The organism is Inquilinus ginsengisoli (assembly GCF_050434925.1).
Classification (GTDB): Bacteria; Pseudomonadota; Alphaproteobacteria; order DSM-16000; family Inquilinaceae; genus Inquilinus; species Inquilinus ginsengisoli_B.
Map to the genome: position 1 here is coordinate 3,243,181 of NZ_JBNDJK010000001.1, position 24,506 is coordinate 3,267,686.

Genomic DNA, 24,506 nt, shown 5'->3' on the forward strand with positions numbered 1-24,506 from the left:
TCAGGACCTCATCCGCTCGCGGCGCCGTTGGTCGACAAACTCGACCAGCGCCAGGACGATCAGCAGGATCGCCATCACCACCAGGGTGAAGTAGTGCGGCACGCCCAGCCGCCGTGCCGCGCTCTCACCGCCGATCGACAGGACGGAGAACAGGAAGACGAAGGCGATGCTGGCGAAGCCGTTGAACCGGGCCAGGAACACCAGCGGGATCACCGCCAGCCCATAGGCCGGGTTCCAGTCGGCCCGGACATTGCCCTGCACGCCGATGATGTCGACCGCCCCGGCCATGGCCGCGAGCCCGGCAGAGATGGCGAAGACGGCGACGGTCAGCCGCGGCACCGGCAGCCCGGCATGCACGGCGGCGCGGGCATTGGCGCCGACCACCCGCAGCTTCAGGCCGAAGGCGGTGCGGGTCATCATCAGATGGACCAGCACGACCGCGACGAGGCCGAGCACCAAGCCGCCGGTGATGGTGGTGCCGAACAGCCGCGGCAGCCGGTCGTCCACCGCCAGCGTCCGGGTCTGCGGCACCGTGGTGGCGGGGTCGCGGAAGGCCAGCTTGACCAGCACATTGGCGAAGGAGGTGCCGAGAAAGGTCATCATCAGCGTGGTGATGATCTCATTCACGCCCTGATAGGCGCGCAGCAGCGCCGGCAGCAGCGACCAGGCGGCGCCGACCGCCGCGGCCAGGACCAGGCACAGCGGCAGGGCGATCCAGCCGGGCAGTGCCGCCGCCAGCGGCGGCCCGGCCGCGGCGACGATCACCGCGGCCAGCAGGAACTGGCCATCGGTGCCGAGATTCCAGATCCCGGCCCGGAAGGCGACGATCAGCCCGGCAGCCAGGAACAGCAGCGGCGCCATCCGCGACAGCGACGCCTGCAGCCCGAGCCAGGACAGCAATCCGCGCTGCAGCACCAGCCCGTAATAGGCCAGCGGGTCGGTCCCCAGCGCCAGCAGCACCCCGCCGGACAGCAGCAGAGCCGCCAGGATCGGCACCAGCGTGACCAGCGCCCAATGCAACGCGGCCGCAGCCACGCCGGGGGTGGCGGGCGGCTTCTGCGCGGGGGCCGTGCCGTTCACCGCGTCCGCCGTCATGGCCTCGCCCCGATCATCAGCTCGCCCACACGGCGCCGGGCCTCGTCGTCATTGGCGACGGTGCCGGCGATGCGGCCATGCGACATCACCGCGATCCGGTCCGCCAGATCCAGCAGCTCCTCGAGGTCGGTCGAGATCAGGATGGTGGCGACGCCGGCCTCGGCGGCGTCGCGGATCCGCCGCCGCGCGGCGAGCGTGGTCTGCAGATCAAGCCCGTAAGTCGGTTTGCTGTAGATCACCACCCGGGCGGTGCCGGACAGCTCGCGCGCCAGCAGCACCTTCTGGATGTTGCCGCCGGACAGGCGGCCGACCGGCGTGCGGATGCCCGGGGTGCGCACGTCGAAGGCGGCGACCAGGGCACGGGCGTGGCGATCGATCTCGTCCGTCCGCTCCAGCCCGCGCGACCAGAACGGCGCCTCGCCGATCTGCTTCAGCAGCAGATTCAGCGAGACGGGGAACGACCCGACCGTGCCCTCGCCCAGCCGGTCGTCGGTGACGTAGCGCAGGCCCAGCCGGCGCCGCGCGCCGACATCCAGCCGATCGATCGGCCGGCCGTCCAGCAGCACCGAGCCGCCGGTCGCCGGCCGCTGCCCGGCCAGTGCCTCGGCCAGCTGCGCCTGGCCGTTGCCGTCGATCCCGGCGATGCCCAGGATCTCGCCTGGCGCCACCTGCAGCGCGACATCGGCCACGGCCGCGGCGCCCTGGCCGGGCACGCTGAGGTCGCGGACGACCAGAATCGGTGCTGGAACCTCTTCTCCTATTGTCCCCCCTCCCCTTGCGGGAGGGGGGTAGGGGGAGGGGTCTGCGCGCATCTGCGCGCGAATGGTCGAGGTTGAACCGGGTGTCTGAAAACTTCCCGACGACTCTGACGGAGAGAACCCCCTCCCCCTAGCCCCCTCCCGCGAGGGGAGGGGGGACTCAGAAGAAGACCCGAACATCAGATGCACGATCTCGGCCGTGGCCGCGCGCTCATCCAGCGCCCGCAGCCGCTCGGGCGGGATCTCGCCGACCTTGCGGCCGAGGCGGAGGATCGAGATGCGGTCGCCGAAATCGAAAGCCTCCTTCAGCTTGTGGGTGATGAAGACCACGGCGATGCCGCGCCCGGCCAGCCGCCGCATCAGCGCGCCCAGCTCCTCCACCCCCTTCGGCGTCAGCATCGCCGTCGCCTCGTCCAGGATCAGCACCCGGCTGCCGCGCAGCAGCGCGCGCACGATCTCCGCCTGCTGCTGCTCGCCCAGCGACAGCGCGCCGGTGACGGCGTGCGGGTCGATCGACAGGCCCAGCCCCTCGGCGGTGCGGCCGAACTCGGCGGCCAGCCGGGCGCGGTCGGGCCGGCGCCACCAGGACAGGCCGAGCGCCAGGTTCTCCACCACGGTCAGGGTCGGGGCCAGCATGACATGCTGGAACACCGTGCCGATGCCCAGGCCGAGGGCATGGCGGGGCGAGGCGATGGGCTGTTCGTCGCCGTCGACCAGGATGCTGCCGTCATCCGGCTGCAGCAGGCCGGACAGCATCGCGATCAGGGTCGACTTGCCGGCTCCGTTCTCGCCCAGCAGCACATGCACCTCGCCGGGCCGGATCGCCAGGTCGACCTGGTCGTTGGCGACGACGCCGGGAAAGCGCTTGGTGATGCCGCGCAGCGCCAGGATCGGCGCGCCGGGCTCCGGTGATGATGCGGTCATGGTTCCGTCGTTCCGCGGCCCGCCGGGAGGTCCCGGCGGGCTCCTCCGGCGAGCTTACTGCGCCGTCGCCGAGACGTCCGACATCAGCGCCCGGACCGCCGCCGCATCCCACACCGGCTCGACCTTCAGCTTGCCGCTGACGATGTCGCCACGGAGCGCCGTGATCTGGGCCCAAACATCTTCGGGGATGGCCTTGGTCTTCAGCAACTGCACGGAATCGTCGGCCAGGCCGATGGCATAATGCTTGGTGCCGAAGCTGCCGGCCTTCAGGTCGGCGATCATCGCCGCATAGACCGGGGTGATGTTCCAGACGACGGAGGACAGCAGGTTGCCCTTGTCGATGCTGGACTTGTCGCCGATCACGTCGATGAAATAGACCTTGCCGCCGTCGGTGGCCTTGCTGGTCTCGACCGCCTGGATCATGCCGAAGCTCGACCCGTTGCCCTGGCCGAAGATGATGTCGGCCCCGGCCGCGATCACCGATTCCGTCACCCGCTTGCCACCGGCCGCGTCGCTGTAGGCGGCCGGGCCGATCACGGCGTAGCGGATCTTCACTTCCGGCTTCTCCGCCTTCACGCCCTGGGCGAAGGCGGCCGACTGCGAGTTCCAGGACGGCGGCTCGCCCGACACGACGATGCCGACCGTGCCGGTGCGCGTCATCTTCGCCGCCAGCCGCCCGGCCAGATAGGCGCCCTCATGGCCGCTCAGCGTGTAGTCGGCGATCAGGCCGGGCTTCAGCAGGTCCGGCCGGTCGACGATCGCCACCGGCACGCCGGTCTCGGCCGCGATCTCGGGGGCGGAGGTGTTGTAGCCGCTGGCATGGGCGATCAGCAGGCCGGCCCCGTCCGCCGCCAGCTCGCGCATCGTCGCGCGAACGTCGCCATAGCCGAGCCCTTCGGCGACAGTGACCTCGACGCCTTCCTTGGCGCCGGCCGCCTTCGCCGCGGCGACGCCCTGCTGGTTCCAGCCGAAATCGGTGCCCTGTTCCGGCGTGAGGATGGCGATGCTCTTGATCTCCGCGGCGCCGCCCGCGGTCGACGCCAGAGCCAGCAGCAGCGCGCCGAGGCTGGCCTTGATCATCATCGATTTCAACATGTCGTAACCCCCTGTTTGTTGTTTTCTAAAGGTGAACAATACATGCTTGATTTTTATTGTATTGCGATGTGATTTAGTATTGTTTTTGTTGCGGCCCATCCTTCCGAGGTCATGCGGTGATGCGCTTCCTTCCGTCGTTCGCGCTGCTGCTCACGGTCCTGCCGGCCTTCGCCGCCGGGCATGGGCATGATGGGCTCACCGAACGGATGTTCCGGGCGGAGAACCGCGGCGACGGCCGGATCGCCTGCGGCGCCGCCATCGCCCATTGGTACTCGGTCGATCTCGGCCAGGCCGGGCCGGGCGGCTCGGTCAGCGTGCGGCTGTGGTTCGACCCGGCCGGCGGGGCGGTGTACCTGCTCAACGACAAGCAGGACCGGCTGCCGGTCGAGGCGCTGTGGTGCGGCGTGGCTGGCCGCAGCTGGGCCACGCGCAGCCCGATCGACCTGCCGCGCCATGCCGGCGCGGTGGCGGCCCCGATCGCGGTGGACTGCGCGCCGGACGGCGAGCGGCTGGTCTGCCGCTGATACCGGCTTGCGCTACGGCATTCGCACGTCGATCGGCGATACTGACGGTGGGTCATGCGAACAGATTGCCTCTTCCGCTTGCGGGAGAGGCCGGACATCCGAAGGATGTCCGGGTGAGGGGATCGCGGCCTCGCCGAAAGCACAGCTTTGCGGCGAGCGAGCGCATGATCCGCCCGGTCCTGAAACAGCAATCCTGGTGTCGCGGCCGAGCCGCCCTCACCCGGTCTCGCTGCGCGAGCCCGACCTCTCCCGCAAGCGGGAGAGGCAAATGGATAGCGCCCGGTCTTGCGAAACGGAGTCCGATCGCGGGCTCGCCGGCATGGGTCATCCATCGCGTCCCTCCAGGATCCGCCGCACGGCGACCAGGCGCCGGGCGCGTTCGGCCTGCAGCTCGCGGATCTGCTCCGGCGTGTAGGGGAAGATGCCCTCGCCGCTCTTGATCCCCAGCTTGCCCGTCCGCGTCCGGTCGGTGACGTAGCCCGCGACGTCCTTGCGGTCCGACAGCTCGGCGTTCAGGAAGCCGGCGACCGACTGGTAGATGTCCAGCCCGGCCATGTCGAGCAGCCGCATCGGCCCGACCACGCTCAGCTTGTAGCCGATGCCCCAGGACACGCAGGTGTCCATGCCCTCCTCGTCGATCACCCCCTGGTCGACCAGGTCGATCGCCTCGCGCAGCAGGGCGTAGAGGATGCGGTTCTCGACGAAGCCGGGCACGTCCTTCTTCACCACCACCGGCAGCAGCCTCAGCGACCGGACCAGGTCGCTGATGAAGGCCACCGTCGCCGGCGCGGTGTGCCGGCCGGCGATCACCTCGATCATCGGGATGATATGCGGCGGGTTCGACCAGTGCATGCCGACCAGCCGCTCCGGATGCGACAGGAAGCCCTGCAGCGTGGTGATCGGGATGCCGGAGGTGTCGGAGGCGACGATCGTCTCCGCCGGCAGCAGCGGGTCCAGCGCGCGGTAGACCTGGGCCTTGATCTCGACCTTCTCCGGCACGTTCTCGATCACGAGGCCAGCTCCGGCGACCGCCCCGGGCAGGTCATCATGGAAGCTGACCGTCCCTTCGCCGGCATCCGGCGGGGCGATGCCCAACAGGTCCAGCACCGATCCGGCCTGCGGGATCGCCGAGCGGGCGCGCTCGATCGCGGCCGGCGCGGTGTCGTGCACCCTGATGTCCATGCCGCCGCGGGCGAGCGTCGCCGCGATCCCCGGCCCCATGGTGCCGAGGCCGATCACCGCGACCTGAAGGCTCGGCATCATTGTCCTCCCGCCGCTCAGGGCTTCAGATAAGCGTCGGTGAAGGCGGCGTCGGCCGCGACCGTGCCCTTCAGCGCGCCCTGGTCGGTCAGCACCTTGATCGTGTTCGCCCATTTCTCCTGCGTCATCCAGCCGAGGCCGTTCGCCTTGGTGTCGTCGCCCGTGAAGGTGTGGTCGATATCGGCCTGCAACTGCGCCGCCAGGATGTCGGTCTTGGCGGCGTAGCCCGGCGCCGCCTTGGCGGTGATCGCCGCGGCTTCCTTGGGGTTCTCGGCGGTGAAGCGGAAGGCCTCGAGATAGGCGGCGACGAAGCGCTTCACCACGTCGGGCTTGTCCTTGAGCATGGTCTCGGAGGTGAACAGGCCGGAGCCGTAGACGTCGTAGCCGTAATCGGCGCCGAGCAGGATGCTGAGCGAGCCCGGCCCGCCGGCCTTGGCCTCCAGCTCCGGCACCTCGGCATCGATATAGCCCGGCACCGCGTCGACCCGGCCGAGCAGCAGGTAGCTTTCATAGGGCGGCGACACGCTGCTCATCTTCATGTCGGCCTCGGTCATGCCGTTCGCGGCCAGGAACGCCTTGTAGAAGATATAGGTCGACCCGGCCGGGTGGATGCCGATGTTCAATCCCTTGATGTCGGCCGGGGTCTTCAACTGGCGGCTCTTGGCCAGGGCGATCATGCCGATCGGCGAGCGCTGGTTGACCGCGGCCAGCGCCACCACCGGCACGCTCTGGGACCGCGCCACGGCCAGGGTCGGCAGGTCGCCGAACCCGAAATCGGCATTGCCGTTGGCCACCAGCCGCATGGCGTCGGGCGACCCGGTGCCCTTGCGGATCTCGGTGACCTCGATCCCGTTCTGGGCGAAATAGCCCTTTTCCTTGGCCACGAAGAACATGGCGTGGTTGCCGCGCACCACCCAGTCGAGCTGCACGCTCACCTGGTCGGCGGCCAGGGCCGGGCCCGCCAGGACCGCCGCCGCCAGCCCCATCAGGGCTCTACAGACCGATCTCCTTAGCATCTTCAGCCTCCCGCGGCCTTTTTGAGTTGCTCGGATCAGGCGGACCGCAGCGCCGGATCGAATTTCGGCGCCCAGGGCACCACCAGACGTTCCAGCCACTCCATCGCATAGTAGAAGACGACCCCGACCACCGACACGACCAGCAGCGCCGCGAACACCATCGGCGTGTCCAGCTGGGTCGAGGCGAACTGGATCATGTAGCCCAGCCCCGCCGAGGCGCCGGCGAACTCGCCGACGATGGCGCCGATGACGCTGAAGGTGACGGCGATCTTCAGCCCGGCCATCAGCTGCGGCAGGGCGTAGGGGATCTGGATGCGCAGCAGGATCGTGGTCCGGCTGGCGCCGACCGACCGCATCAGGGACAAGAGGCCCGGTTCCGCCGCCTCCAGCCCGGCCAACATCGACAGTGTCACCGGGAAGAAGGCGATCACCAGGATCAGCCCGACCTTCGGCGCCAGGTCGTAGCCGAACCACAGAATGAAGATCGGCGCCAATGCCACCTTCGGCACGGTCTGGAACAGCACGATCAGCGGGTACAGAGCCCGGCCCAGCAGGCGGAACCGGGCGATGAACATGGCCAGCGCGATGCCGACCGCGGCCGCGACCAGGAAGCCGACCAGGATCTCGACGGCCGTCACCTGGGTCGCCTCCCACAGCGGCCCGGCCTCGCGCAGCAGGGTGGCGCCGATGGCCGAGGGCGTTGGCAGGATGTAGCTGGAGACGTCGAAGATCCGGATCGCGGCCTCCCAGACCGTGATCGTGACCAGCAGCAGCACGACGGCCGGCAGCCATCCCGATGTGGCGCTGTTCCGGCTGGCAAGGATGGTGGCGCCGCTCATGGCCGCCCCCGCGATGCGTGGCCCTGGATCAGCAGCGACCGCAGCCGGCTCTCCATCGCCCGGAAGCGCGGGTCGGCATAGCTGTCTTCGCCGCGCGGATAGGGCAGGGGGATCTCGAGGCTGTCGATGATCCGGCCCGGCCCGACGCCCATGACATGGACGTGGCGCGACAGCAGCACCGCCTCGTCGATCGAATGGGTCACCAGCACGATGGTCTTGCCGGTGCGCTCCCAGATCTCCAGCAGCGACCGGCTCATCTCCTCCCGCGTGATCGCGTCGAGGGCGCCGAAGGGCTCGTCCATCAGCAGGATGTCGGGCTCCAGCGTCAGCGCCCGGGCGATGGCGACGCGCTGGCGCATCCCGCCGGACAGCTGGTTCGGCCGCTTGGCCTCCGCATCCTCCAGCCCGACCAGCCGCAGCATCGCCCGGGCGCGCTGCAGCACCTCGGCCCGGGACAGCGACCTGTCGGCCACCTCGCGCAGCAGCGCCGCATTGTCGAGCGCGTTCTTCCAGGGCAGCAGGTTCGGCTCCTGGAACACCAGCCCGATGATCCGTCGCCGCACCGCCTCATCCGGCGCCAGCCCAGCGACGCGGACCCGGCCTTCGGTCGGCGGCACCAGGCCGGCCAACACCTTCAGCAGCGTGCTCTTGCCGCAGCCGGACGGGCCGATCAGGCAGACGAAGGATCCCCGCGGCACGCTCAGGCTGATGTCGCGCAGCACCTGCTGCCGCAGGCCGAGGATGTCGAAGGTCACCGACACGCCTTCGACCGCGATCTGCGCGGTGTCGGGCGACGGTGCCGCCGCGGGCTCCTTCAGTCTCGTCACGGGCATGATCCAGCTCTTCCCATCCCGTCCTTCCGTATCAGGCGCCGCTTATCCCGCCGTTGCCTTGCGGAACGCCGGCCGGGTCTCCAGCGCCGCCAGCCAGCGGTCCAGATCGCCGAAGGCCGGCCGGTCGATCGGGAAGCCCAGGCAGCGCTTCAGGACCGGCCCCAGGGCGACATCGGCGACGGTCAGCCGGTCCAGCGCGAACCAGTCCCGCCCGGCCAGATGCCGGTCGGCGATCGCCAGCAGCTCCGCCAGTTCCTTCGCCTGTGCCGCGAATTCGGCGCCGCGCTCCTCCGGCGGCTTCTTCGCATCCTTGAAGATGGCGACGTACAGGCTGTTGACGCTGGCCAGCAGCCAGTCCATCCAGCGCTCGACATCGGCCTTCTCGGCCGGGGTCGCGCCGGTCAGGGCCGGGCCGTACATCGCCGCGAGGTAGCGCAGGATGGTGTTCGACTCCCAGATCACCACGTCGCCGGCGACCAGGGTCGGCACCTTGGCGTTCGGATTCAGCGCCCGGTATTCGTCGGTCTGGGTGTTGCCGAACTGGCGGCCGTAATCCTCGCGCTCATAGGCGACGCCCAGCTCTTCCAGCAGCCACAGCACCTTCTGCACGTTGCCGGAGGTGTGCCGGCCCAGCAGTCTGATCATCCTTGCTTTCCTTTCGCCGGGCTGTACGCGATGGCGTCCATCTCGACCTTGGTGTTGATCACGGCGCGGGCCTCGACGGTCGTGCGCGCCAGCACCGCGTCCTTGAAGTATTCGGCGAAGACCTTGTTGTAGCGGCCGAAGTCGCGGGTATCCTCGAGATAGGTCGTGACCCGGACGACATCGGCCAGGGTGGCGCCGTCCTCGGCCAGCACCCGCTGGATCGCCTCGATCGTCGCCCGCGTCTCCTCCTCGATCGTGCCGTCGACCATGTTGCCCTCGGCATCCTTGCCGACCTGGCCGGAGACGAAGATGAAGTCGCCGGCCCGCACCGCGGGGTGGAACGGCAGGTTCGGATTCTTGCGCCCGATGGCGTAGCGCGGCGCAGCGTCTGCGGTGTCGGACAAGGCGGGTCCCCTTCAGAAGGCGCTGGTTTCGATGATGTCGACGCCGTTGATCCGGTCGATCAGGTAGATCAGGCCGCGATCGTCGATGGTGACGTCGTTCGACGACGCCCGCTCCTCGCCGGCCGGCGGGTCGGGCAGGAAATGGCCGACCTCGCGCGGCGCGAAAGGGTCGGCGATGTCGACCAGCCGCAGCCCCTGCGCGAACCAGGCGAAGGGGATGACGGTGCCGGTGAAGCGCTCCGACGGCTGGTGGCAGCCGGTCATCGCCGGCTGCGGCGCCCCGTCCGGATCAAGCCCCGGCACCTGGAAGGTCGCGATCGGCAGCGGCAGCCGCTCGTCGGTGATGTCGTAGATCCAGGTAAAGGCGGGTGGCGATGGCCGCAGCTTGGCCACATCCTCGTCGGCCACGACCATGATCCTGCGGCCCTTCAGCAGCTGCGGGATGGGCAGGCAGGTGTGGGTCGGGTGCGGGAAGGACGGGCTGGTGTTCAGCTGCGAGATCAGCTTCGGCCGCGCCATGTCGGCGATGTCGAGAATGAACAGCCCGTGATGCCAGTAGCTGACATACAGCCGGTCGCCGGCCCGGATCGGGTGGTGGCAGCGCGGTGACACCCATTCGGCCCAGGGGTATTCCTCGCCGCCGCCGGTCCATTGGCCGGGGATCCACCAGCGCCCGGCCTCGACCGGCCGGGCGGGGTCGATCAGGTCGAGGATCATGACGATGTTGCCGACATAGCCCTCGGCGGTCGGCGAGATATAGGCGTAGCGGCCGTCGAAATCGTAGCGGTGGACGCCGCGGCCGGCGGTCATCCATTTCGAGATCAGCTTCGGCGCGCTGGGCCGGGAGACGTCGTAGATCGCGATGCCGCCGCCGAACTCCTTCGGTCCGCTCTGCCCCAGCTTCTCGTGGTTGACGACCATGATGCCGTCCCTCACCCGCACCTTGTGCGAGTGCCAGCCCTCGGGCAGCTCCAGCCGGGCGATCACCTTCGGGTGCCGCGGGTCGGCGACGTCGACAATGGTCGTGCCGCTGGGCGACCGCATATGGCCGATATACAGCGTCGTGCCCTCGACCCAGACCTGGCCGCCGCCCGGGCAGTCGATATGCGAGACGAGGGTGGTGTTGGCGGAGCTCGGCAAGATGGCCTCGGATCGTTCGAGGGAGGAGAGAGGCCGTCAGATCATGCGGACGACGTCGCCGCTGGCGTCGCGGCCCCATCTGCGGAACAGGCCGAAGGCCTTCTGCGCCGGCTCGTCGCTGGCCACGAACAGGATCGCGAGCTCGGTCTCCGACCCGTTCACATGCTCGCACCACGACCCGCCGGGCACCGCCAGCGTGTCGAATTCGGCCCAGTCGAAGCGCTTGCCGTCGACGATGGAATGGCCGCTGCCCTGGAACGGCGCCACCAGCAGGCTGGCGGTCTGGCGCAGCGGGCGGGTGCGCTCGCCCGGCCGCAGCATCTGGGCGAAGAAGGTGATGGTCTTGAACACCGGCCCGCCGGTCAGCGGATCGACATATTCGATCATCAGCGCCTCATACGGGTCGCCGTCCCAGTCCTTGAACCGCTCCAGCTGTTCCCGCATCGCGTCCCAGCGGTAGACATACATCGGCGACGACAGGCCGGAGCCGCGATGGTGGTCGATGAAGCGCGGCCGCAGCCCGCCGGCGCCATAGACCCGGGCGGAATAGTCGCTGGGGAAGCGGGCGCTCTGCACCTTCTTGGCGACGCCGCTCTCGGCATAGTCGTGCTCGAAATAGACCGCGTTCAGGGTCTCGACCAGCGGCAGGTCCAGGACCGACAGGTTGACCGCCGGCTCGTCGCCCATGTTGCCGTGGTTGTGCCAGGCGTCGATCGGCGTCAGCACCATGTCGCCCGGGCCGAAGGTGATGTCCTCGCCCTCGACGCCGGTGAAGTTGCTGCGGCCGGTCAGGCCGAAACGGATGGCGCTGGGCGAATGCCGGTGCGGCGGCATCACCTCGTTCGGGTCGTTCAGGCGATAGGCGGTGTACATGGTGCTGACCGTTGCCCGCCGCGGCGACAGGCCGGGATTGACCAGGATCAGCGAGCGCCGCTCGGAATCGTCCATATGGATCAGCTCGGCCGAGCGCTGCAGGATCGGCGCGATGTCGTCCTTGTAGCTCCACAGGAAGGGCAGCGCCTTCTGGGTGCCCATCAGCTGCTTGATCTCGTCGTGATCGATTTCGGTCGAGCTGGCCCAGAACGGGAACATGTTCTTGGTGAAGACGTCGTCGTACAGCGCCTTCAGGGCGGCATCGCGATTGGACGCCGATTGCGCCGCGGCACGTGTGTCCGTCATGTCGCTCCCCTGTCTCGGATCGTTTGTCCGGCCTTAGCCATGACGGTATGCCCGCTGGCCGACCGTTTCAACCATATTGTTTGGTTGAGTAGCATATGGTTGGCGATTGGTTGGTTCATTGGTCGGGATTGCAGTCGGTGCCAGTGTCGGCACGCCGCGGATCACGTCGGCGGCGCGCTCGGCGATCATCAGCACCGCGGCGTTGATGTTGCCGCAGGTCAGGTCGGGCATCACCGCGGCGTCGACCACGCGCAGGCCTTCCGCCCCATGCACCCGCAGCTGCGGGTCGACCACCGCCCCGTCATCGGCCGACATGCCCATGCGGCAGGTGCCGAGCGGGTGGTGCACGGTGATCGAGCTGGCGCGGATATAGGCGTCGATCTCGGCATCCGATGTCTTGCCCGGGCCGGGGGCGGATTCGCGAGCGACGAAGCGGGCCATCGGGCCCTGCGCCATCACCTCCCGCGCCATCCGGATGCCGGCGCGCAGGCTGGCCCAGTCGGCATCGGTCGCCAGGAAGTTCTGGCGGATCAGCGGCGCCGCCATCGGGTCGGCGGAGGCGAGGGCGACGGTGCCGCGGCTCTCCGGCTGGATCGCCACCACGCGGCAGGCGAAGGCGTCGGTGAAGGGTTGCTTGAACGGCTTGAAGTAGGGCCAGGCACCGAGCGGCGCCGCGGTCAGCAGGAACTGCACGTCCGGCAGCGCCGCCTCCGTCCGGCTCTTCAGGAAGGCGACCACGCCGCCCGGCACGTCGGCGGCGAAGCCCTTGCCGAAGGCATAGGCCTTGCCGAGCTCCAGCGCGATCCGGTCGGCGCGCATCATCCGGTGGAACGGCCCCGGCCCGCGGCGCTGGTACATCAGGATGGTCGAGACATGGTCCTGCAGGTTCTGGCCGACGCCCTTGAGCGGGATGCTTGTACCGATGCCCTGCGCCGCCAGCTGCTCCGGGTCGCCGATGCCGGACAGCATCAGCAGCTGCGGGCTGTTGATGACGCCGCCGGACAGGATCACCTCGGCATCGGCCCAGGCGGTCAGGATCTTCCCGTCCTTCACATAGTCGACGCCGACCGCGCGGGTGCCCTCGAGCAGGATGCGGGTGGCCATCGACCCGACCGAGACTGTCAGGTTCGGCCGCCGCAGCGCCGGCCGCAGATAGGCGGTGGCGGCACTGCAGCGCCGGCCGTCGCGGATGGTCATCTGCAGCCGGCCGAAGCCCACTTGCTGGGCGCCATTGTAGTCGTCGGTCCAGCCATGCCCGGCCTGCTGTCCGGCGGCGGCATAGGCCTCGAGCAGCGGGTCCTGGTAGCGGCAATGCTGCACCCGCATCGGGCCGTCGCCGCCGCGCCAGGCATCGGCGCCGCCCTCCCATGTTTCGAGCCGCCGGAAATAGGGCAGGGCGTGGGCGTAGGACCACTCGTCCAGTCCCGACGCGGCCCAGCGGTCGTAGTCGCCCCGATTGCCGCGGACATAGGCCATGGCGTTGGTCGAGGATGAGCCGCCGACCACCTTGCCGCGGGCGCATTCCACCCGGCGGTTGTCGACATTGGCCTCGGGCTCGTTGAAATAGCCCCAGTCGTGCAGCCGCTTCTGCAGGATCTTGCCCCAGCCGAGCGGGATGTGGATCCAGGGGTCGCGGTCCCAGCCGCCGGCCTCCAGCAGCAGCACGCGGCGGGCGGGATCCTCGCTCAGCCGGGCGGCGAGGACGCAGCCGGCGGAGCCGGCGCCGACGATGATGGTGTCGTAGCCTGCGGCGGGAGTCACCGGAAGCCTCCTGTCGGGGTTGCGCCGGTCTGGGCGGCGCTTGCTGGATTCAACTCGACCACTGCCAACCATTCTTGTCAACCATGGGAAATGGTTGCTATGGTGGCATACGTGGCTGGACCTGCCGTCTGGGTGGGTCTGCCGCGGAAGCGGACGCCAAGAACCAAGCCAGAGGGACCAGGATGAACCGATCGGCGCCTTCCGAGCACCCGAACGCCGACGATCAAACTCCAGATCCCTCCAGCCGCGACGACAGCCTCGCCGAGATCGTCGCGGCGGTGCGCGGCATCCTCGCCGCCGGCCAGGGCAAGCCGTCCGAACGGGCCCTGGCGGAGCGGTTGAACGTCAAGCGCCACCGGCTGCGGCAGGCGCTCGATCAATTGCGCGCGGCGGGAGAGCTGGAGCCGGCGCGGACCGGGCGGCCGCGGACCACGGCAGCGCGGCGGGGCGACGACCTCGCCCGCGACACCAACCCGGTCGAGATCATCGAGCTGCGCATGATGCTGGAGCCGGCCTTGGCCCGGCTGGCGGCGTTGCGCGCCTCGCCCTTCGAGATCATGCGCATCCAGCGCGCCGCGAGCACGCCGCCCGGTGCCTCGGCCGGGGCGGTCGATTTGGCCTTCCACAAGGCGGTCGCGGCCGGTGCCCGCAACAGCCTGGCGACCGAGCTCTACGCCCTGATCCGCGAGGTGGCGACCGACGCCCGGCTGCGCTTCGGCAACAGCGACAACCCGAGCTGCCCGAACCGGCTGCGGCAGCGCGACGCCGAGCACAAGGCGATCGCCGACGCCATCGCCGCGCGCGACCCGGACGCGGCGGAGCAGGCGATGCGGGCCCATCTCGGCGCGGTGCAGCGCCAGATCCTCGACCGCCTCGGTCCCGGCATGGCCGTGGCCTGACGGCTCGTCCTTCATCGCAGGGGAGCGCGCGGCCATGGCCGGTTTCGACGTGCTGGTGATCGGCGCCGGCTCCGCCGGCTCGGTGGTGGCGGCGCGGCTCAGCGAGGATCCGAGCCTGTCGGTCGGGCTGATCGAGGCCGGGACGATGCCGTCCGACCCGGACATCGCCGCGCCCGCGCAATGGCCCTTTCTGCAGGGGCGGGCCTATGACTGGGCCTACCGCACCGTGCCGCAGCCGGGCACCGCCGGCCGCGTCCATGACTGGCCGCGCGGGCGCATCGTCGGCGGCTCCAGCTGCCTGCACGCCATGGCCCATGTGCGCGGCCATCCCGACGACTTCGCGGCCTGGGCCGCCGCGGGCGGGCCCGGCTGGTCGCACGAGGCGCTGCTGCCGGCCTTCCGCCGCTGCGAGCGCTTCTCCGGCGGCGCCTCGGCCGTGCATGGCGATGCCGGGCCGCTCGACGTGCTGCTGCCGGACGAGCAGGTCCATCCGCTGGTCCGCGACTACATGGCAGCCGGCCTGGCGATCGGCGCGCCCTGGCTCGGCGACCACAATGCCGGACTGCTGGCCGGCGTGGCGCCGAACCAGCTGACGATCCGCGGCGGGCGGCGGGTCAGCGTCGCCGACGCCTATCTCGCGCCGGTCCTCGGCCGGCCGAACCTGACGCTGCTGATCGGGATCCTGGTCCATGATCTGGTGCTGCAGGGCGGCCAGGCCCGCGGCGTCCGGATCACCCGGGACGGGGCGGAGGAGATCGTGACCGCCGACCGCATCGTGCTCTGCGCCGGCGCGGTCGCCTCGCCGCTGCTGCTGATGCGCTCCGGCATCGGCGACCCGGAGACCCTGGGCGGCGCCGGCATCGCCTGCCGGCACGAGCTGCCGGAGGTCGGGCGCAACCTGCACGACCATCTGCTGGCGGCCGGCAACGTCTACCGCGCCCGCCGGCCGGTGGCGCCGTCGCGGCTGCAGCATTCGGAATCGCTGATGTATCTGCACAGCGACGACCCGACCCGGGCGGAGGGCGCGCCGGACGTCGCCCTGGCCTGCGTCGTGCTGCCGGTGGTGACCGAGGCCTTCGCCCGTCCGGAGGCCGGCGCCGCCTACACCATCATGTGCGGCGTCACCCACCCGACCAGCCGCGGCGTGATCCGGCCCGGCGGCCCGTCGATCGCCGATGCCCCGATCATCGATCCGGCCTATCTCTCGACCGATTACGACCGCACGACGTTTCGCGCGGCGCTGCGCCTGGCCCGCCGGGTTGGCCGGGGCGCACCGCTGGCAGAGTGGAACGACGGCGAGATCCTGCCGGGGCCGGTGGTGGAGGCGGATGCCGATCTCGACGCTTTCCTGGCGCGGGCGGCGATGACCCACCACCATCCGGTGGGCACCTGCAGCCTGGGCTCCGTGGTCGATTCGTCGCTCGCGGTGCGCGGCATCGGCGGCCTTTTCGTCGTCGACGCCTCGGTCATCCCCTCGATCACCAGCGGGCCGGTCAACGCCGCCGCAATCGCCATCGCGGAAAGCTGGGCCGCCTCTGCGGACAGATGGTTTCTGTAGATACGATGTTTTCCGATTGACGACGATGCTGGTCGGGTAGAATGCGGGCTCTCGGCGGGGTGCCATCATCCCCCGCCTGAAGCCGAAGCGGAGCAGCGCCGTGAGCACACTGACCCTCTCCTATGGCCGCGGCCATCTGCCGATCCGCCTGCCGGCGGGGGCGCAGGCGACGGTGGTGCGCAAGCAGCCGCTGCCGAAGCTGCCCGACCCGCAGGCCGCGATCGCCCGAGCGCTGGCGCAGCCGATCGGCGCGCCCGGCCTGGCCGAGCTGGCGCGCGGCCGGCGCAGCGCCTGCATCCTGATCTGCGACATCACCCGGCCGGTGCCGAACCGGCTGTTCCTGCGGCCGATGGTCGAGACCATGGTCGCATCCGGCATCCCGCTGGACCGCATCAGCATCCTGGTCGCCACCGGCCTGCACCGGCCCAATCTGGGCGAGGAGCTGGCGGAGCTGGTCGGCGACCCCTGGGTGCTGGAGCATGTCCGGGTCGACAACCACGACGCCCGCGACGACGCCGCCCATGTCGATTTCGGCCGCACGGCGACGCGCGGCACGCCGGTCCGGATCGACCGGCAATTCGTCGAGGCCGACCTGCGCATCGCCACCGGGCTGGTCGAGCCGCATTTCATGGCCGGCTGGTCCGGCGGCCGCAAGGTGATCGCCCCCGGCGTCGCCCATCACGAGACCATCCGCACCTTCCATTCGGCGCGGTTCATGGAGGACCCGCTCGCGGTCCAGTGCAACCTCGTCGGCAACCCGCTGCATGAGGAGCAGTTGCAGATCGTCGGCATGCTGGGCGAGGTCTACGGCCTCAACACCGTGCTGGACGAGGACCGCGACCTGGTCTGCGTCACCTTCGGCGAGATCATCGCCAGCCACGCCGCGGCGGTCGATTTCGTCAGCGGCGCCACCCGCGTGCCGGTGCCGCGCAAGTTCAGGACGGTGGTGACCTCATCGGCCGGTTATCCGTTGGACAAGACCTATTACCAGACGATCAAGGGCATGGTGACGCCGCTCGACATCCTGGCGCCGGGCGGCACGCTGATCATCGCCTCGGAATGCTCCGAAGGCTTCGGCTCGCCGGAGTTCCGCGAGGCCCAGACCCGGCTGGTCGAGCTGGGGCCGGAGTGGTTCCTGGCGACGCTGACGGCGAAGTCGCTGGCCGAGATCGACGAATGGCAGACCGAGATGCAGCTGAAGTCGCTGCGCCTCGGCCGGGTCGAGCTCTACACCACCGGCCTCGGCGCGGCCGAACGCGGCATCACCGGCACGGCGCTGGTCGACGACCTCGACGCCGCCATCGCCGCCAGCGTGGCGCGCGCGAACGACCCGGCGGTCGCGATCATCCCGGAAGGCCCGTACGTCATCCCTTATCATGCGGCGGGCTGAGAGCCTGTCAGGGCGCCTTCGCCTCCATCCGCAGGGCGGCGTAGCGGTCGCGGGCGCGGCTCAGATGCACCCGCATCGCCCGGCGGGCGGCGGCGGCGTCGCCGGCGCGGATCGCGGCCAGGATCGCCTCATGCTCCTGCCCGACACGGCGCAGATGGCGCTCGCGTTCCGCCTGCGACAGGGCCGCGACTGGAATGCGCTGGCGCGGGATGACCACGTTGAAGACGTCGAACACCTTGGCGAAATAGGCGTTGCCGGTGGCGGCCAGGATGGCGCGGTGGACGGCCAGATCCTCGCCCAGTCCGACGGTCTCGGCATCGGCTCCGGGCGCCGAGATCACCGCCAGGAACGCCGCCTGCGCCGCCTCGATGTGCGCCAGCCCTTCCGGGTCGCGCCGTTCGGCGGCCAGCCCCGCGGCCTCGACCTCGATGCTCAGCCGAAGTTCCAGCACCTGCAGCACGTCGCCGATCGATTCCAGCTTCTCCGCGTCGATGGCGAAGGAGCGGGCCGGCATGGTCTCGGCCACGAAGGCGCCCAGCCCCTGGCGGGTGGTGATCAGGCCGCGGGCGCGCAGCGAGGCCAGCGCCTCGCGCACCACGGTGCGGCTGACCCCGGTGGCGGTGACGATGGCCTGTTCGGTCGGCAGGCGCTGGCCGGGGCCGAGGTCGCCGGACGCGATCTGCGCCTCCAGCGTCTCGACCAGGCCGGCGGTGAGGTTGGGGGCCTTTCTGATCGCAGCGAAAGCCGAGGAATCCCCGCTCATATCGTCCTTCAATTCACACGCCGCGCAGCGCGCAGGATCGCAGCGCCGGCGGCGCGGCGCAAGGCCGCGGATCCCGGTGCCGCGGCGGCCGCATTGTGAACCTGCCGGCAATCTGGAACAGTCCGGGCATGGAGCTGCATCTCGATCTGGTCGGCGGCCTGGCGGGCGACATGTTCATCGCCGCGATGCTCGACCTGTTCCCGGAGCACGAGGCCGGGCTGCACGGCAGCCTGGCCCGCACCGGCGGACTGCTGGCCGGCGTCACCGTCCGGCTGACGCCGCACAATGATGGCGTGCTGGCCGGCCGGCGCTTCCTGGTCGAGCGGCCGGGCGGGGCAGGGGGCGACCACGATCATGTCGCCTGGCGCCGGATCCGCGAGGGGCTGGAGGCATCGGAACTCGACCCGGCCGTCCGCGATCACGCTATCGCCATCTTCCGCCACCTGGCCGAGGCCGAGGCGCGGGTGCATGGCGTGGCGGTGGAGGCGGTGAGCTTCCACGAGGTCGGGGCCTGGGATTCGATCGCCGACATCATCGGCGCCGCGCATCTGATCTCCGCGGTAGGTGCGACCCGCTGGACCGTCGGCGCCATCCCGCTCGGTTCCGGCCGGGTGCGCAGCGCGCATGGGCCGCTGCCGGTGCCGGCGCCGGCCACGGCGCTGCTGCTGCAGGGCTTCGCCGTGATCGATGACGGCGTCGGCGGTGAGCGCGTCACCCCGACCGGCGCCGCCATCCTGCGCCATCTCTGCGGCGACACGGTCCTGCAGGCGCCGCGGCCGCGGATCCTGGGCGGCACCGGCATCGGCTTCGGCACGCGCATCCTGCCGGGCCTCAGCAACTGCGTGCGGGTGCTGCGCTTCGACCCGGTGGAGCAGGCGCCGGGCTTCGAAACGGATGCCGTGCTGGTGGTGGAGTGCGAGATCGACGACCAGTCGGGCGAGGAGCTGGCGCTGGCGCTGGACCGGCTGCGGGCCCATCCGGCGGTGCTGGACGTGGTCCAGGCCCCGGTCTTCGGCAAGAAGGGGCGGATGATGGCGCATCTCCGCCTGCTGGCCCGGCCGGAAGCGCGCGACGAAATCTTGCGCCTGTGCTTTGCGGAGACCACGACGATCGGCCTGCGGCATTCGATCCAGGCCCGGGCGGTGCTGCCGCGGCGCGTGGTCGAGGTTGAGGCCGGGGGCCGGACGGTGCGGGTCAAGGCGGTCGACCGCCCCGGCGGGCGCACGGCCAAGGCCGAGGCGGATGACGTGGCCGACCTGGACGGGCATGCGGCGCGCAAGGCCCGACGGCGGGCGGCGGAGAAAGCGGTGGAAGAGTCATGAGCACGGATCGGATGCGGCTCGAGGGCGTGCTGGACGGGCTGGGGTCGGTCGCGGTGGCGGTCAGCGGCGGCGTCGACAGCATGACCCTGGCCGTGCTGGCCCATCGCCGCCGCCCCGGCGCGGTGACGGTGGTCCATGCTGTGTCCCCGGCGGTGCCTCCGCTGGCGACGGCGCGGGTGCGCGACTGGGCCGGACGTGAGGGCTGGGCCCTGACCGTGCTCGACGCCGGCGAGTTCGCCGATTCTCGCTACCGCGAGAACCCGCTGAACCGCTGCTATTTCTGCAAGACCAACCTGTATGGCGCCATCGCCGGGCGGGTCGCCGGCACCATCGTCTCCGGCACCAATCTGGACGATCTCGGCGAGTACCGGCCAGGGCTGGACGCGGCGCGCGAGCATGGCGTGCGCCACCCTTATGTCGAGGCCGGGATCGGCAAGGCCGGGCTGCGGGCCCTGGCGCGCGACCTCGGCCTCGGCGACCTGGCGGAGCTGCCGGCCTCGCCCTGCCTGTCGAGCCGGGTCGAGACCCTGATCCCGATCGAGCCGGAGATGCTGCGCACCATCGACGCGGTCGAACAGCTGGTCGCCAGCCGCCTGAAGCCGCGGACGGTGCGCTGCCGGGTCCGCGCCGCCGGGCTGGTGGTGGAGCTCGATCCCGGCAGCCTGGCCGGGTTGGATGAGCGCGCGACCGCGGCGCTGGAGGCCTCGATCCGCGCCGCGCTGCCGGAAGCCGCCGCGTCGCGGCCGCTGGCCTTTGCCCCGTACCGGGTCGGCAGCGCCTTCGTCGGGGTGTCGGGATGAGCCAGGACGAGGTCACGCTCGATTTCGGTCGCGGCGGCCGGATCGGCCAGGACGAGGCGATCTATTGCGGCGAGAAATCCGCTGCCCAGATCGCGATGATCCTGGACCTCGCCGAGGCGGCGGGGGCCGGCCTGCTGCTGACCCGGCTGGACCCGGCCAAGCTGGAGACCCTCCCGCCGGGCCATCGCGGCGGCATCGACTATTGCCCGGTATCGCGCACCGGCTTCTTCGGGCCGCTGCGGTCGGTTTCGGGCGCCGGCCAGGTGGCGATCCTGTCGGCCGGCACCTCCGACATCCCGGTGGCGCGCGAGGCGGAGCGTACGCTGCGCCATGCCGGCCACCAGGCCACCCTGTTCAGCGATATCGGCGTGGCCGGGCTGTGGCGGCTGACCGACCGGCTGGACGAGATCCGGGCCCATCCGGTGGTGATCGTCGTCGCCGGCATGGATGCGGCGCTGGCCAGCGTCGTCGGCGGGCTGGTGGCCGGGCCGGTGATCTGCGTCCCGACCTCGGTCGGCTATGGCGTTGCCGCGGGCGGCCGCGCCGCGCTGGATGCGATGCTGGCCAGCTGCGCCCCGGGCCTGTCGGTCTGCAACATCGACAACGGCTATGGCGCCGCCTGCGCCGCGCTGCGCCTGCTCAACGGCGCGCGGCGGCTGCAGGAGCGGGGCTAGGGGTTCGGCGCCGGGGCGTCAGGCCGCCTCCACCCGGTGGATCAGGTTCATGATCCCCTCACTCATCGCCCGGTAGTCGCGGGTGTTGGTGATCTCGCCCTCGATCCGGTAGGCGTTCATCACCACGATGCGGTCGGCCAGGGTGATCATCTCCGGCATGTCGCTGGTGATCAGCAGGATCGCCGTGCCGGTCTCCGACAGCTCGCGCAGCAGCTCGTGCAGTTCGGCCTTGGTCTTGATGTCGATGCCGACCGACGGCTCGTCGACGATCAGCACCTTGACCCCGGCAGCCAGCCATTTGGCGACGCTGATCTTCTGCTGGTTGCCGCCGGACAGGTTGCCGACCAGCTGGTTCAGCGACGGGGTGCGCACCGCCAGCCGCCTGATGAAGGGCTCGGTCTTGGCCCGCACCATGCCGTCGGTCAGGAAGCCGAAGCGGCGCGTCAGGCGGCGCCACACGGTGATGCCGGCATTCTCCAGCACCGAATGCATCAGCACGAGGCCTTCCTGCTTCCGATCCTCGCTGACATAGCCGATGCCGACGCGGTGGATGGCGTCGGCGACGTCGCGGATCTTTGCCGGCTTGCCCTCGACTTCGACCGTGCCGGCGGTGATCGGGAACTGGCCCAGGATGCATTTCGCCAGCTCGGTCCGCCCGGCGCCGACCAGCCCGTACAGGCCGACGATCTCGCCGCGGCGCAGGGTCAGGTCGACGCCGCGATGGCCCAGGCCGGTCGATACGCCCTGCAGCCGCAGCGCCGCCGGCGCCTGGGAATGGTCGCGCGCCGGCCAGTCGGCGATCAGCTCGGCCCGGCCGATCATCAGCCGCACCAGGTCCTGCCGGCCCAGCCCCTGCATCGACTGGCTCTCGCAGGCGTTGCGCCCGTCGCGCAGCACCGTCACCCGGTCGCAGATCGCCTGCACCTCCTCCAGCTTGTGGCTGACGAACAGCATGCTGACGCCTTCGTCGCGCAGCCGGCGCAGCAGGCCGAACAGGATGTCGGTCTCGTGCGGGGTCAGTGCCGCCGTCGGTTCGTCCAGCAGCAGCACGCGCGATTTCAGCGACAGCGCCTTGGCGATCTCGACCAGCTGCATCTTGGCGACGCTGAGCTGGGAGACCGGGATGCGCGGGTCGATGTCGAGGTCCAGCACCTTGAGCCACTGGCGCGCGTCGGCATTGACCTTGGCATAATCCACCCGGCGCAGCGGATGGGCCGCCAGCTGCTCCAGCGCGATGTTCTCGCCGACCGAGAAGCGCGGGATCAGGTTACGCTCCTGATGCACCACGCCGATGCGGTGGGCGGTGGCGTCGCGCGGGCCGCCGAGCTCGACCGCTTTGCCGTCGAGCAGCAGCTGCCCTTCGTCGGGTCGGTGCACGCCGGTGATGATCTTGATCAGCGTCGATTTGCCGGCGCCGTTCTCGCCCAGCAGGGCATGGATCGACCCCGGCTCCAGGGTCAGCGACACGCCCTGTAGCGCCTTCACGCCGGGGAAGAATTTGCTGACGCCGCGTGCCTCGAACACCGCCATGGTCAGACCCCCGCCACGGCCTTGCGCAGCCGCAGCTCGCGCAGGCGGTTGATGCCGACCGCCCACAGGATCAGGACGCCGAGCACGACCTGGACCAGGAAGGGGTCGATGTTGAACAGCACCAGGGCCTGGGTGATGATCGCGACGATGACGACGCCCAGCAGCGTCGCCGACACGCTGACATGGCCGCCGGACAGCACCGCCCCGCCGATCACCGGCGCGGCGAAGGACAGGATCAGCCAGTCGTCACCGATCGTCGGCTGGCCGATCTGCAGCCGCGCCACCAGCATGATGCCGGCCAGGGCGGCGAGCAGGCCGGAGATCGCATGGGCGGCTACGACGGTGAAGCCGACCGAGATGCCCGACAACTCGGCCGCGTGCTGGTTGCCGCCGACCGCCAGGATGAAGCGGCCCAGCGCCTGGCGGTTCAGCAGGAACCACAGCCCCACGGCGACCAACGCCGTCGGCAGCACCAGCCAGGGCAGCGGGTCGATGAAGGTGGTGTTGCCGAAGGCCTTCACCGCGTCCGGGATGCCGTAGAAGGGCTGGGCCTGGGTGATGCCGAGATTGATGCCCTTGAACATCGACAGGCTGGCCAGGGTGATGACGAAGGCGCTGATCCCGGTCCAGGCGATGAACGCGCCGTTGACCATCCCGGCGGCCACGCCGATCAGCAGCGCCAGCACGGCCGCGATCGGCGCCGGCAGGCCCCAGACCTGCATCATCCCGGCGAAGCTGATCGCCGCCAGCCCGCCGATGGCGCCGACCGACAGGTTCATCTGGCCCACCGCGATGATGATCATCTGCGAGAAGGCGATCAGCGCGTTGACCGAGATCGCCAGCAGCAGCACCTGGATGTTCAGCGGCGACAGGAAGGACGGGTTGAAGGCGCCGACGATGACGATCGCCAGCACCGTCACCAGCAGCGGGCCGAACCAGTCGGTCCGGGCATAGCGGGACAGGGCCCCCATCACACCATCCCCCATCAAACCATTCTCCTTCGCGCCAGGAACGAGCGGCGCGCCATGTCCATCAGCACGGCCAGGAGCAGCAGCAGGCCCAGGAAGGCCTGCACCCAGAATTCGCCGACCTGCAGCAGCAAGAGGCCGCTGGTCAGCAGCGTCACCAGGAAGGCGCCGAGGAAGGTGCCGACCACCGACACCCGCCCGCCGGACAGCAGCGTGCCGCCCAGCACCGGGCCGAGAAAGGCGGGCAGCAGCCAGTCCTGCCCCAGCTGCCCGGCCATCGAGGGCAGGGCGGCGCCGTTGCGCGCCACCAGCATCAGCGCGGCGATGCCGGCCAGCAGGCCCGACAGCATGTGGCAATAGATGAAGACGCGGTCGACCCGGATGCCGGACAGGGACGCGGCCTCCGGCCTCGCGCCGGCGGCCAGCATCTCGCGCCCGGCCACGGTGAAGCGGTACAGCACCACCAGCAGCACGGCGACGGCAACGGCCACCAGCACCAGCGGTGACAGCGTGCCGTCGAGGAAGCGCAGCCGGCCGAAGCTGGAGAACACCGGCGGCAGCTCGCGATAGGACTCGCCCCGGCTGAGGAAGATCATCACCCCGAAGAAGATGCTCATGCTGGCCAGGGTGATGATGAAGCTGTGCAGGCCGGACCGGACGACGGTCCAGCCGTTGACGAAACCCAGCGCCGCGCCCATGGCCAGCCCGCCGAGAATGGCCAGCGGCCAGGGCAGGCCGGCATCCTGGATCAGCCAGCCGCAGGCCATGGCGGCGCAGACACCGATGGCGCCGACCGCCAGGTTCAGCCCGCCGGTGACGATCACCACCATCATCGACAGGCCGATCATGACGTTGATCGCGGCGGTGCGGCCCAGCGCGAACAGGTTGAACGGCGACAGGAAGCCCGGAGTCAAGAGGCCGAAGGCGGTGACGAACACTGCGATCAGCACGATCAGGCCGAACTCGTTGGTCAGCCAGAAGCGTGGCCGGCCGGACGCCGCGCGCGGCGTCGCCTGCGGGGACCCGACCTGTGACGGGGGCGCGGCGCTGTCTTCGGCATGCATCGGTCTGGCTCTGGGAAACGGTCTGCGGAACCCGGCCGGACCGCGAAGGCTCGGCCGGGTGAAGC

At 70.3% G+C, this 24,506-nt stretch carries 23 protein-coding genes; 7 read left to right on the forward strand and 16 right to left on the reverse strand.

Features of this window, described 5'->3' with window-relative positions; all coding sequences use genetic code 11:
• Genes QFZ27_RS15430 through QFZ27_RS15440 form a run of 3 tightly spaced genes read right to left on the reverse strand, consistent with a single transcriptional unit; the run spans position 1 to position 3,872 of the window.
• A complete protein-coding gene (locus QFZ27_RS15430) occupies positions 1-1,095 on the reverse strand; it encodes a putative B6 ABC transporter permease subunit 2 (RefSeq protein WP_429227258.1) in 1,095 nt (364 codons plus the stop codon).
• Complete coding sequence (locus QFZ27_RS15435) at positions 1,092-2,777, reverse strand: putative B6 ABC transporter ATP-binding protein (protein WP_429227259.1); 1,686 nt, start codon at positions 2,775-2,777, stop codon at positions 1,092-1,094. Before QFZ27_RS15435 ends, QFZ27_RS15430 begins: the two co-directional genes overlap by 4 nt.
• A 54-nt stretch (positions 2,778-2,831) precedes the next feature.
• On the reverse strand, positions 2,832-3,872 hold the full coding sequence (locus QFZ27_RS15440; RefSeq protein ID WP_429227260.1) for a putative B6 ABC transporter substrate-binding protein: 1,041 nt from the start codon (positions 3,870-3,872) through the stop codon (positions 2,832-2,834).
• Between the two features lie 116 nt (positions 3,873-3,988).
• Between QFZ27_RS15440 and QFZ27_RS15445 the strand changes: the two genes are divergently transcribed.
• Complete coding sequence (locus tag QFZ27_RS15445; protein WP_429227261.1) at positions 3,989-4,396, forward strand: hypothetical protein; 408 nt, start codon at positions 3,989-3,991, stop codon at positions 4,394-4,396.
• 324 nt (positions 4,397-4,720) lie between these two features.
• Here QFZ27_RS15445 and fhmpcd1 read toward each other — a convergent pair whose 3' ends face one another.
• From fhmpcd1 to QFZ27_RS15490, 9 genes are all read right to left on the reverse strand, one after another.
• Positions 4,721-5,656 carry a 5-formyl-3-hydroxy-2-methylpyridine 4-carboxylate 5-dehydrogenase gene (gene fhmpcd1 / locus QFZ27_RS15450; RefSeq protein WP_429227262.1) on the reverse strand — a complete coding sequence of 312 codons (936 nt, stop codon included), beginning with the start codon at positions 5,654-5,656 and terminating at the stop codon, positions 4,721-4,723.
• 17 nt (positions 5,657-5,673) lie between these two features.
• Positions 5,674-6,642 (reverse strand): ABC transporter substrate-binding protein, encoded by a 969-nt coding sequence (locus tag QFZ27_RS15455; protein ID WP_429227263.1) that lies wholly within the window; start codon positions 6,640-6,642, stop codon positions 5,674-5,676.
• 65 nt (positions 6,643-6,707) lie between these two features.
• Positions 6,708-7,511, reverse strand: a complete 804-nt coding sequence (locus QFZ27_RS15460) for an ABC transporter permease (protein ID WP_429227264.1) — start codon at positions 7,509-7,511, stop codon at positions 6,708-6,710.
• Positions 7,508-8,344, reverse strand: coding sequence for an ABC transporter ATP-binding protein (locus QFZ27_RS15465; RefSeq protein ID WP_429227265.1), 837 nt, complete (start codon positions 8,342-8,344; stop codon positions 7,508-7,510). Before QFZ27_RS15465 ends, QFZ27_RS15460 begins: the two co-directional genes overlap by 4 nt.
• A 42-nt stretch (positions 8,345-8,386) precedes the next feature.
• A complete protein-coding gene (locus QFZ27_RS15470) occupies positions 8,387-8,989 on the reverse strand; it encodes a glutathione S-transferase family protein (RefSeq protein WP_429227266.1) in 603 nt (200 codons plus the stop codon).
• Positions 8,986-9,393: a RidA family protein gene (locus tag QFZ27_RS15475; RefSeq protein WP_429227267.1), complete on the reverse strand. Its 408-nt coding sequence runs from the start codon at positions 9,391-9,393 to the stop codon at positions 8,986-8,988. Before QFZ27_RS15475 ends, QFZ27_RS15470 begins: the two co-directional genes overlap by 4 nt.
• Before the next feature lie 12 nt (positions 9,394-9,405).
• Entirely contained in the window at positions 9,406-10,533 is a 1,128-nt protein-coding gene (locus QFZ27_RS15480; RefSeq protein ID WP_429227268.1) for an LVIVD repeat-containing protein, read from the reverse strand.
• 36 nt (positions 10,534-10,569) lie between these two features.
• Positions 10,570-11,712: a cupin domain-containing protein gene (locus tag QFZ27_RS15485; protein WP_429227269.1), complete on the reverse strand. Its 1,143-nt coding sequence runs from the start codon at positions 11,710-11,712 to the stop codon at positions 10,570-10,572.
• A gap of 33 nt (positions 11,713-11,745) precedes the next feature.
• A complete protein-coding gene (locus QFZ27_RS15490) occupies positions 11,746-13,473 on the reverse strand; it encodes a GMC family oxidoreductase (protein ID WP_429227270.1) in 1,728 nt (575 codons plus the stop codon).
• Between the two features lie 182 nt (positions 13,474-13,655).
• Here QFZ27_RS15490 and QFZ27_RS15495 point away from each other — a divergent pair, with 182 nt between their 5' ends.
• From QFZ27_RS15495 to QFZ27_RS15505, 3 genes are all read left to right on the forward strand, one after another.
• Positions 13,656-14,372 carry a FadR/GntR family transcriptional regulator gene (locus QFZ27_RS15495; protein WP_429227271.1) on the forward strand — a complete coding sequence of 239 codons (717 nt, stop codon included), beginning with the start codon at positions 13,656-13,658 and terminating at the stop codon, positions 14,370-14,372.
• 34 nt (positions 14,373-14,406) lie between these two features.
• Positions 14,407-15,930, forward strand: coding sequence for a GMC family oxidoreductase (locus QFZ27_RS15500; RefSeq protein ID WP_429227272.1), 1,524 nt, complete (start codon positions 14,407-14,409; stop codon positions 15,928-15,930).
• 100 nt (positions 15,931-16,030) lie between these two features.
• Complete coding sequence (locus QFZ27_RS15505) at positions 16,031-17,320, forward strand: nickel-dependent lactate racemase family protein (RefSeq protein WP_429227273.1); 1,290 nt, start codon at positions 16,031-16,033, stop codon at positions 17,318-17,320.
• Positions 17,321-17,327: 7 nt separating this feature from the next.
• Here QFZ27_RS15505 and QFZ27_RS15510 read toward each other — a convergent pair whose 3' ends face one another.
• The gene (locus QFZ27_RS15510) at positions 17,328-18,083 is read right to left on the reverse strand and encodes a FadR/GntR family transcriptional regulator (protein WP_429227274.1); all 756 of its coding nucleotides are present in this window, start codon (positions 18,081-18,083) and stop codon (positions 17,328-17,330) included.
• Between the two features lie 95 nt (positions 18,084-18,178).
• On the opposite strand from QFZ27_RS15510, the gene larC reads away from it, so the two are divergent.
• From larC to larB, 3 genes are read left to right on the forward strand one after another with little or no spacing between them, the layout of a single operon-like run.
• The gene (gene larC / locus QFZ27_RS15515) at positions 18,179-19,405 is read left to right on the forward strand and encodes a nickel pincer cofactor biosynthesis protein LarC (protein ID WP_429227275.1); all 1,227 of its coding nucleotides are present in this window, start codon (positions 18,179-18,181) and stop codon (positions 19,403-19,405) included.
• A complete protein-coding gene (larE, locus tag QFZ27_RS15520; RefSeq protein WP_429227276.1) occupies positions 19,402-20,205 on the forward strand; it encodes an ATP-dependent sacrificial sulfur transferase LarE in 804 nt (267 codons plus the stop codon). Before larC ends, larE begins: the two co-directional genes overlap by 4 nt.
• Positions 20,202-20,879, forward strand: coding sequence for a nickel pincer cofactor biosynthesis protein LarB (larB, locus tag QFZ27_RS15525; RefSeq protein WP_429227277.1), 678 nt, complete (start codon positions 20,202-20,204; stop codon positions 20,877-20,879). The genes larE and larB overlap by 4 nt, the downstream gene beginning before the upstream one ends.
• Before the next feature lie 18 nt (positions 20,880-20,897).
• Here larB and QFZ27_RS15530 read toward each other — a convergent pair whose 3' ends face one another.
• The 3 genes from QFZ27_RS15530 to QFZ27_RS15540 are packed head-to-tail and all read right to left on the reverse strand — an operon-like array spanning position 20,898 to position 24,441.
• A complete protein-coding gene (locus QFZ27_RS15530; protein WP_429227278.1) occupies positions 20,898-22,409 on the reverse strand; it encodes a sugar ABC transporter ATP-binding protein in 1,512 nt (503 codons plus the stop codon).
• A 2-nt stretch (positions 22,410-22,411) separates the two neighbouring features.
• Positions 22,412-23,380: an ABC transporter permease gene (locus tag QFZ27_RS15535; protein ID WP_429227279.1), complete on the reverse strand. Its 969-nt coding sequence runs from the start codon at positions 23,378-23,380 to the stop codon at positions 22,412-22,414.
• Between the two features lie 14 nt (positions 23,381-23,394).
• Complete coding sequence (locus QFZ27_RS15540; protein ID WP_429227280.1) at positions 23,395-24,441, reverse strand: ABC transporter permease; 1,047 nt, start codon at positions 24,439-24,441, stop codon at positions 23,395-23,397.
• Between the last annotated feature and the right edge of the window lie 65 nt (positions 24,442-24,506).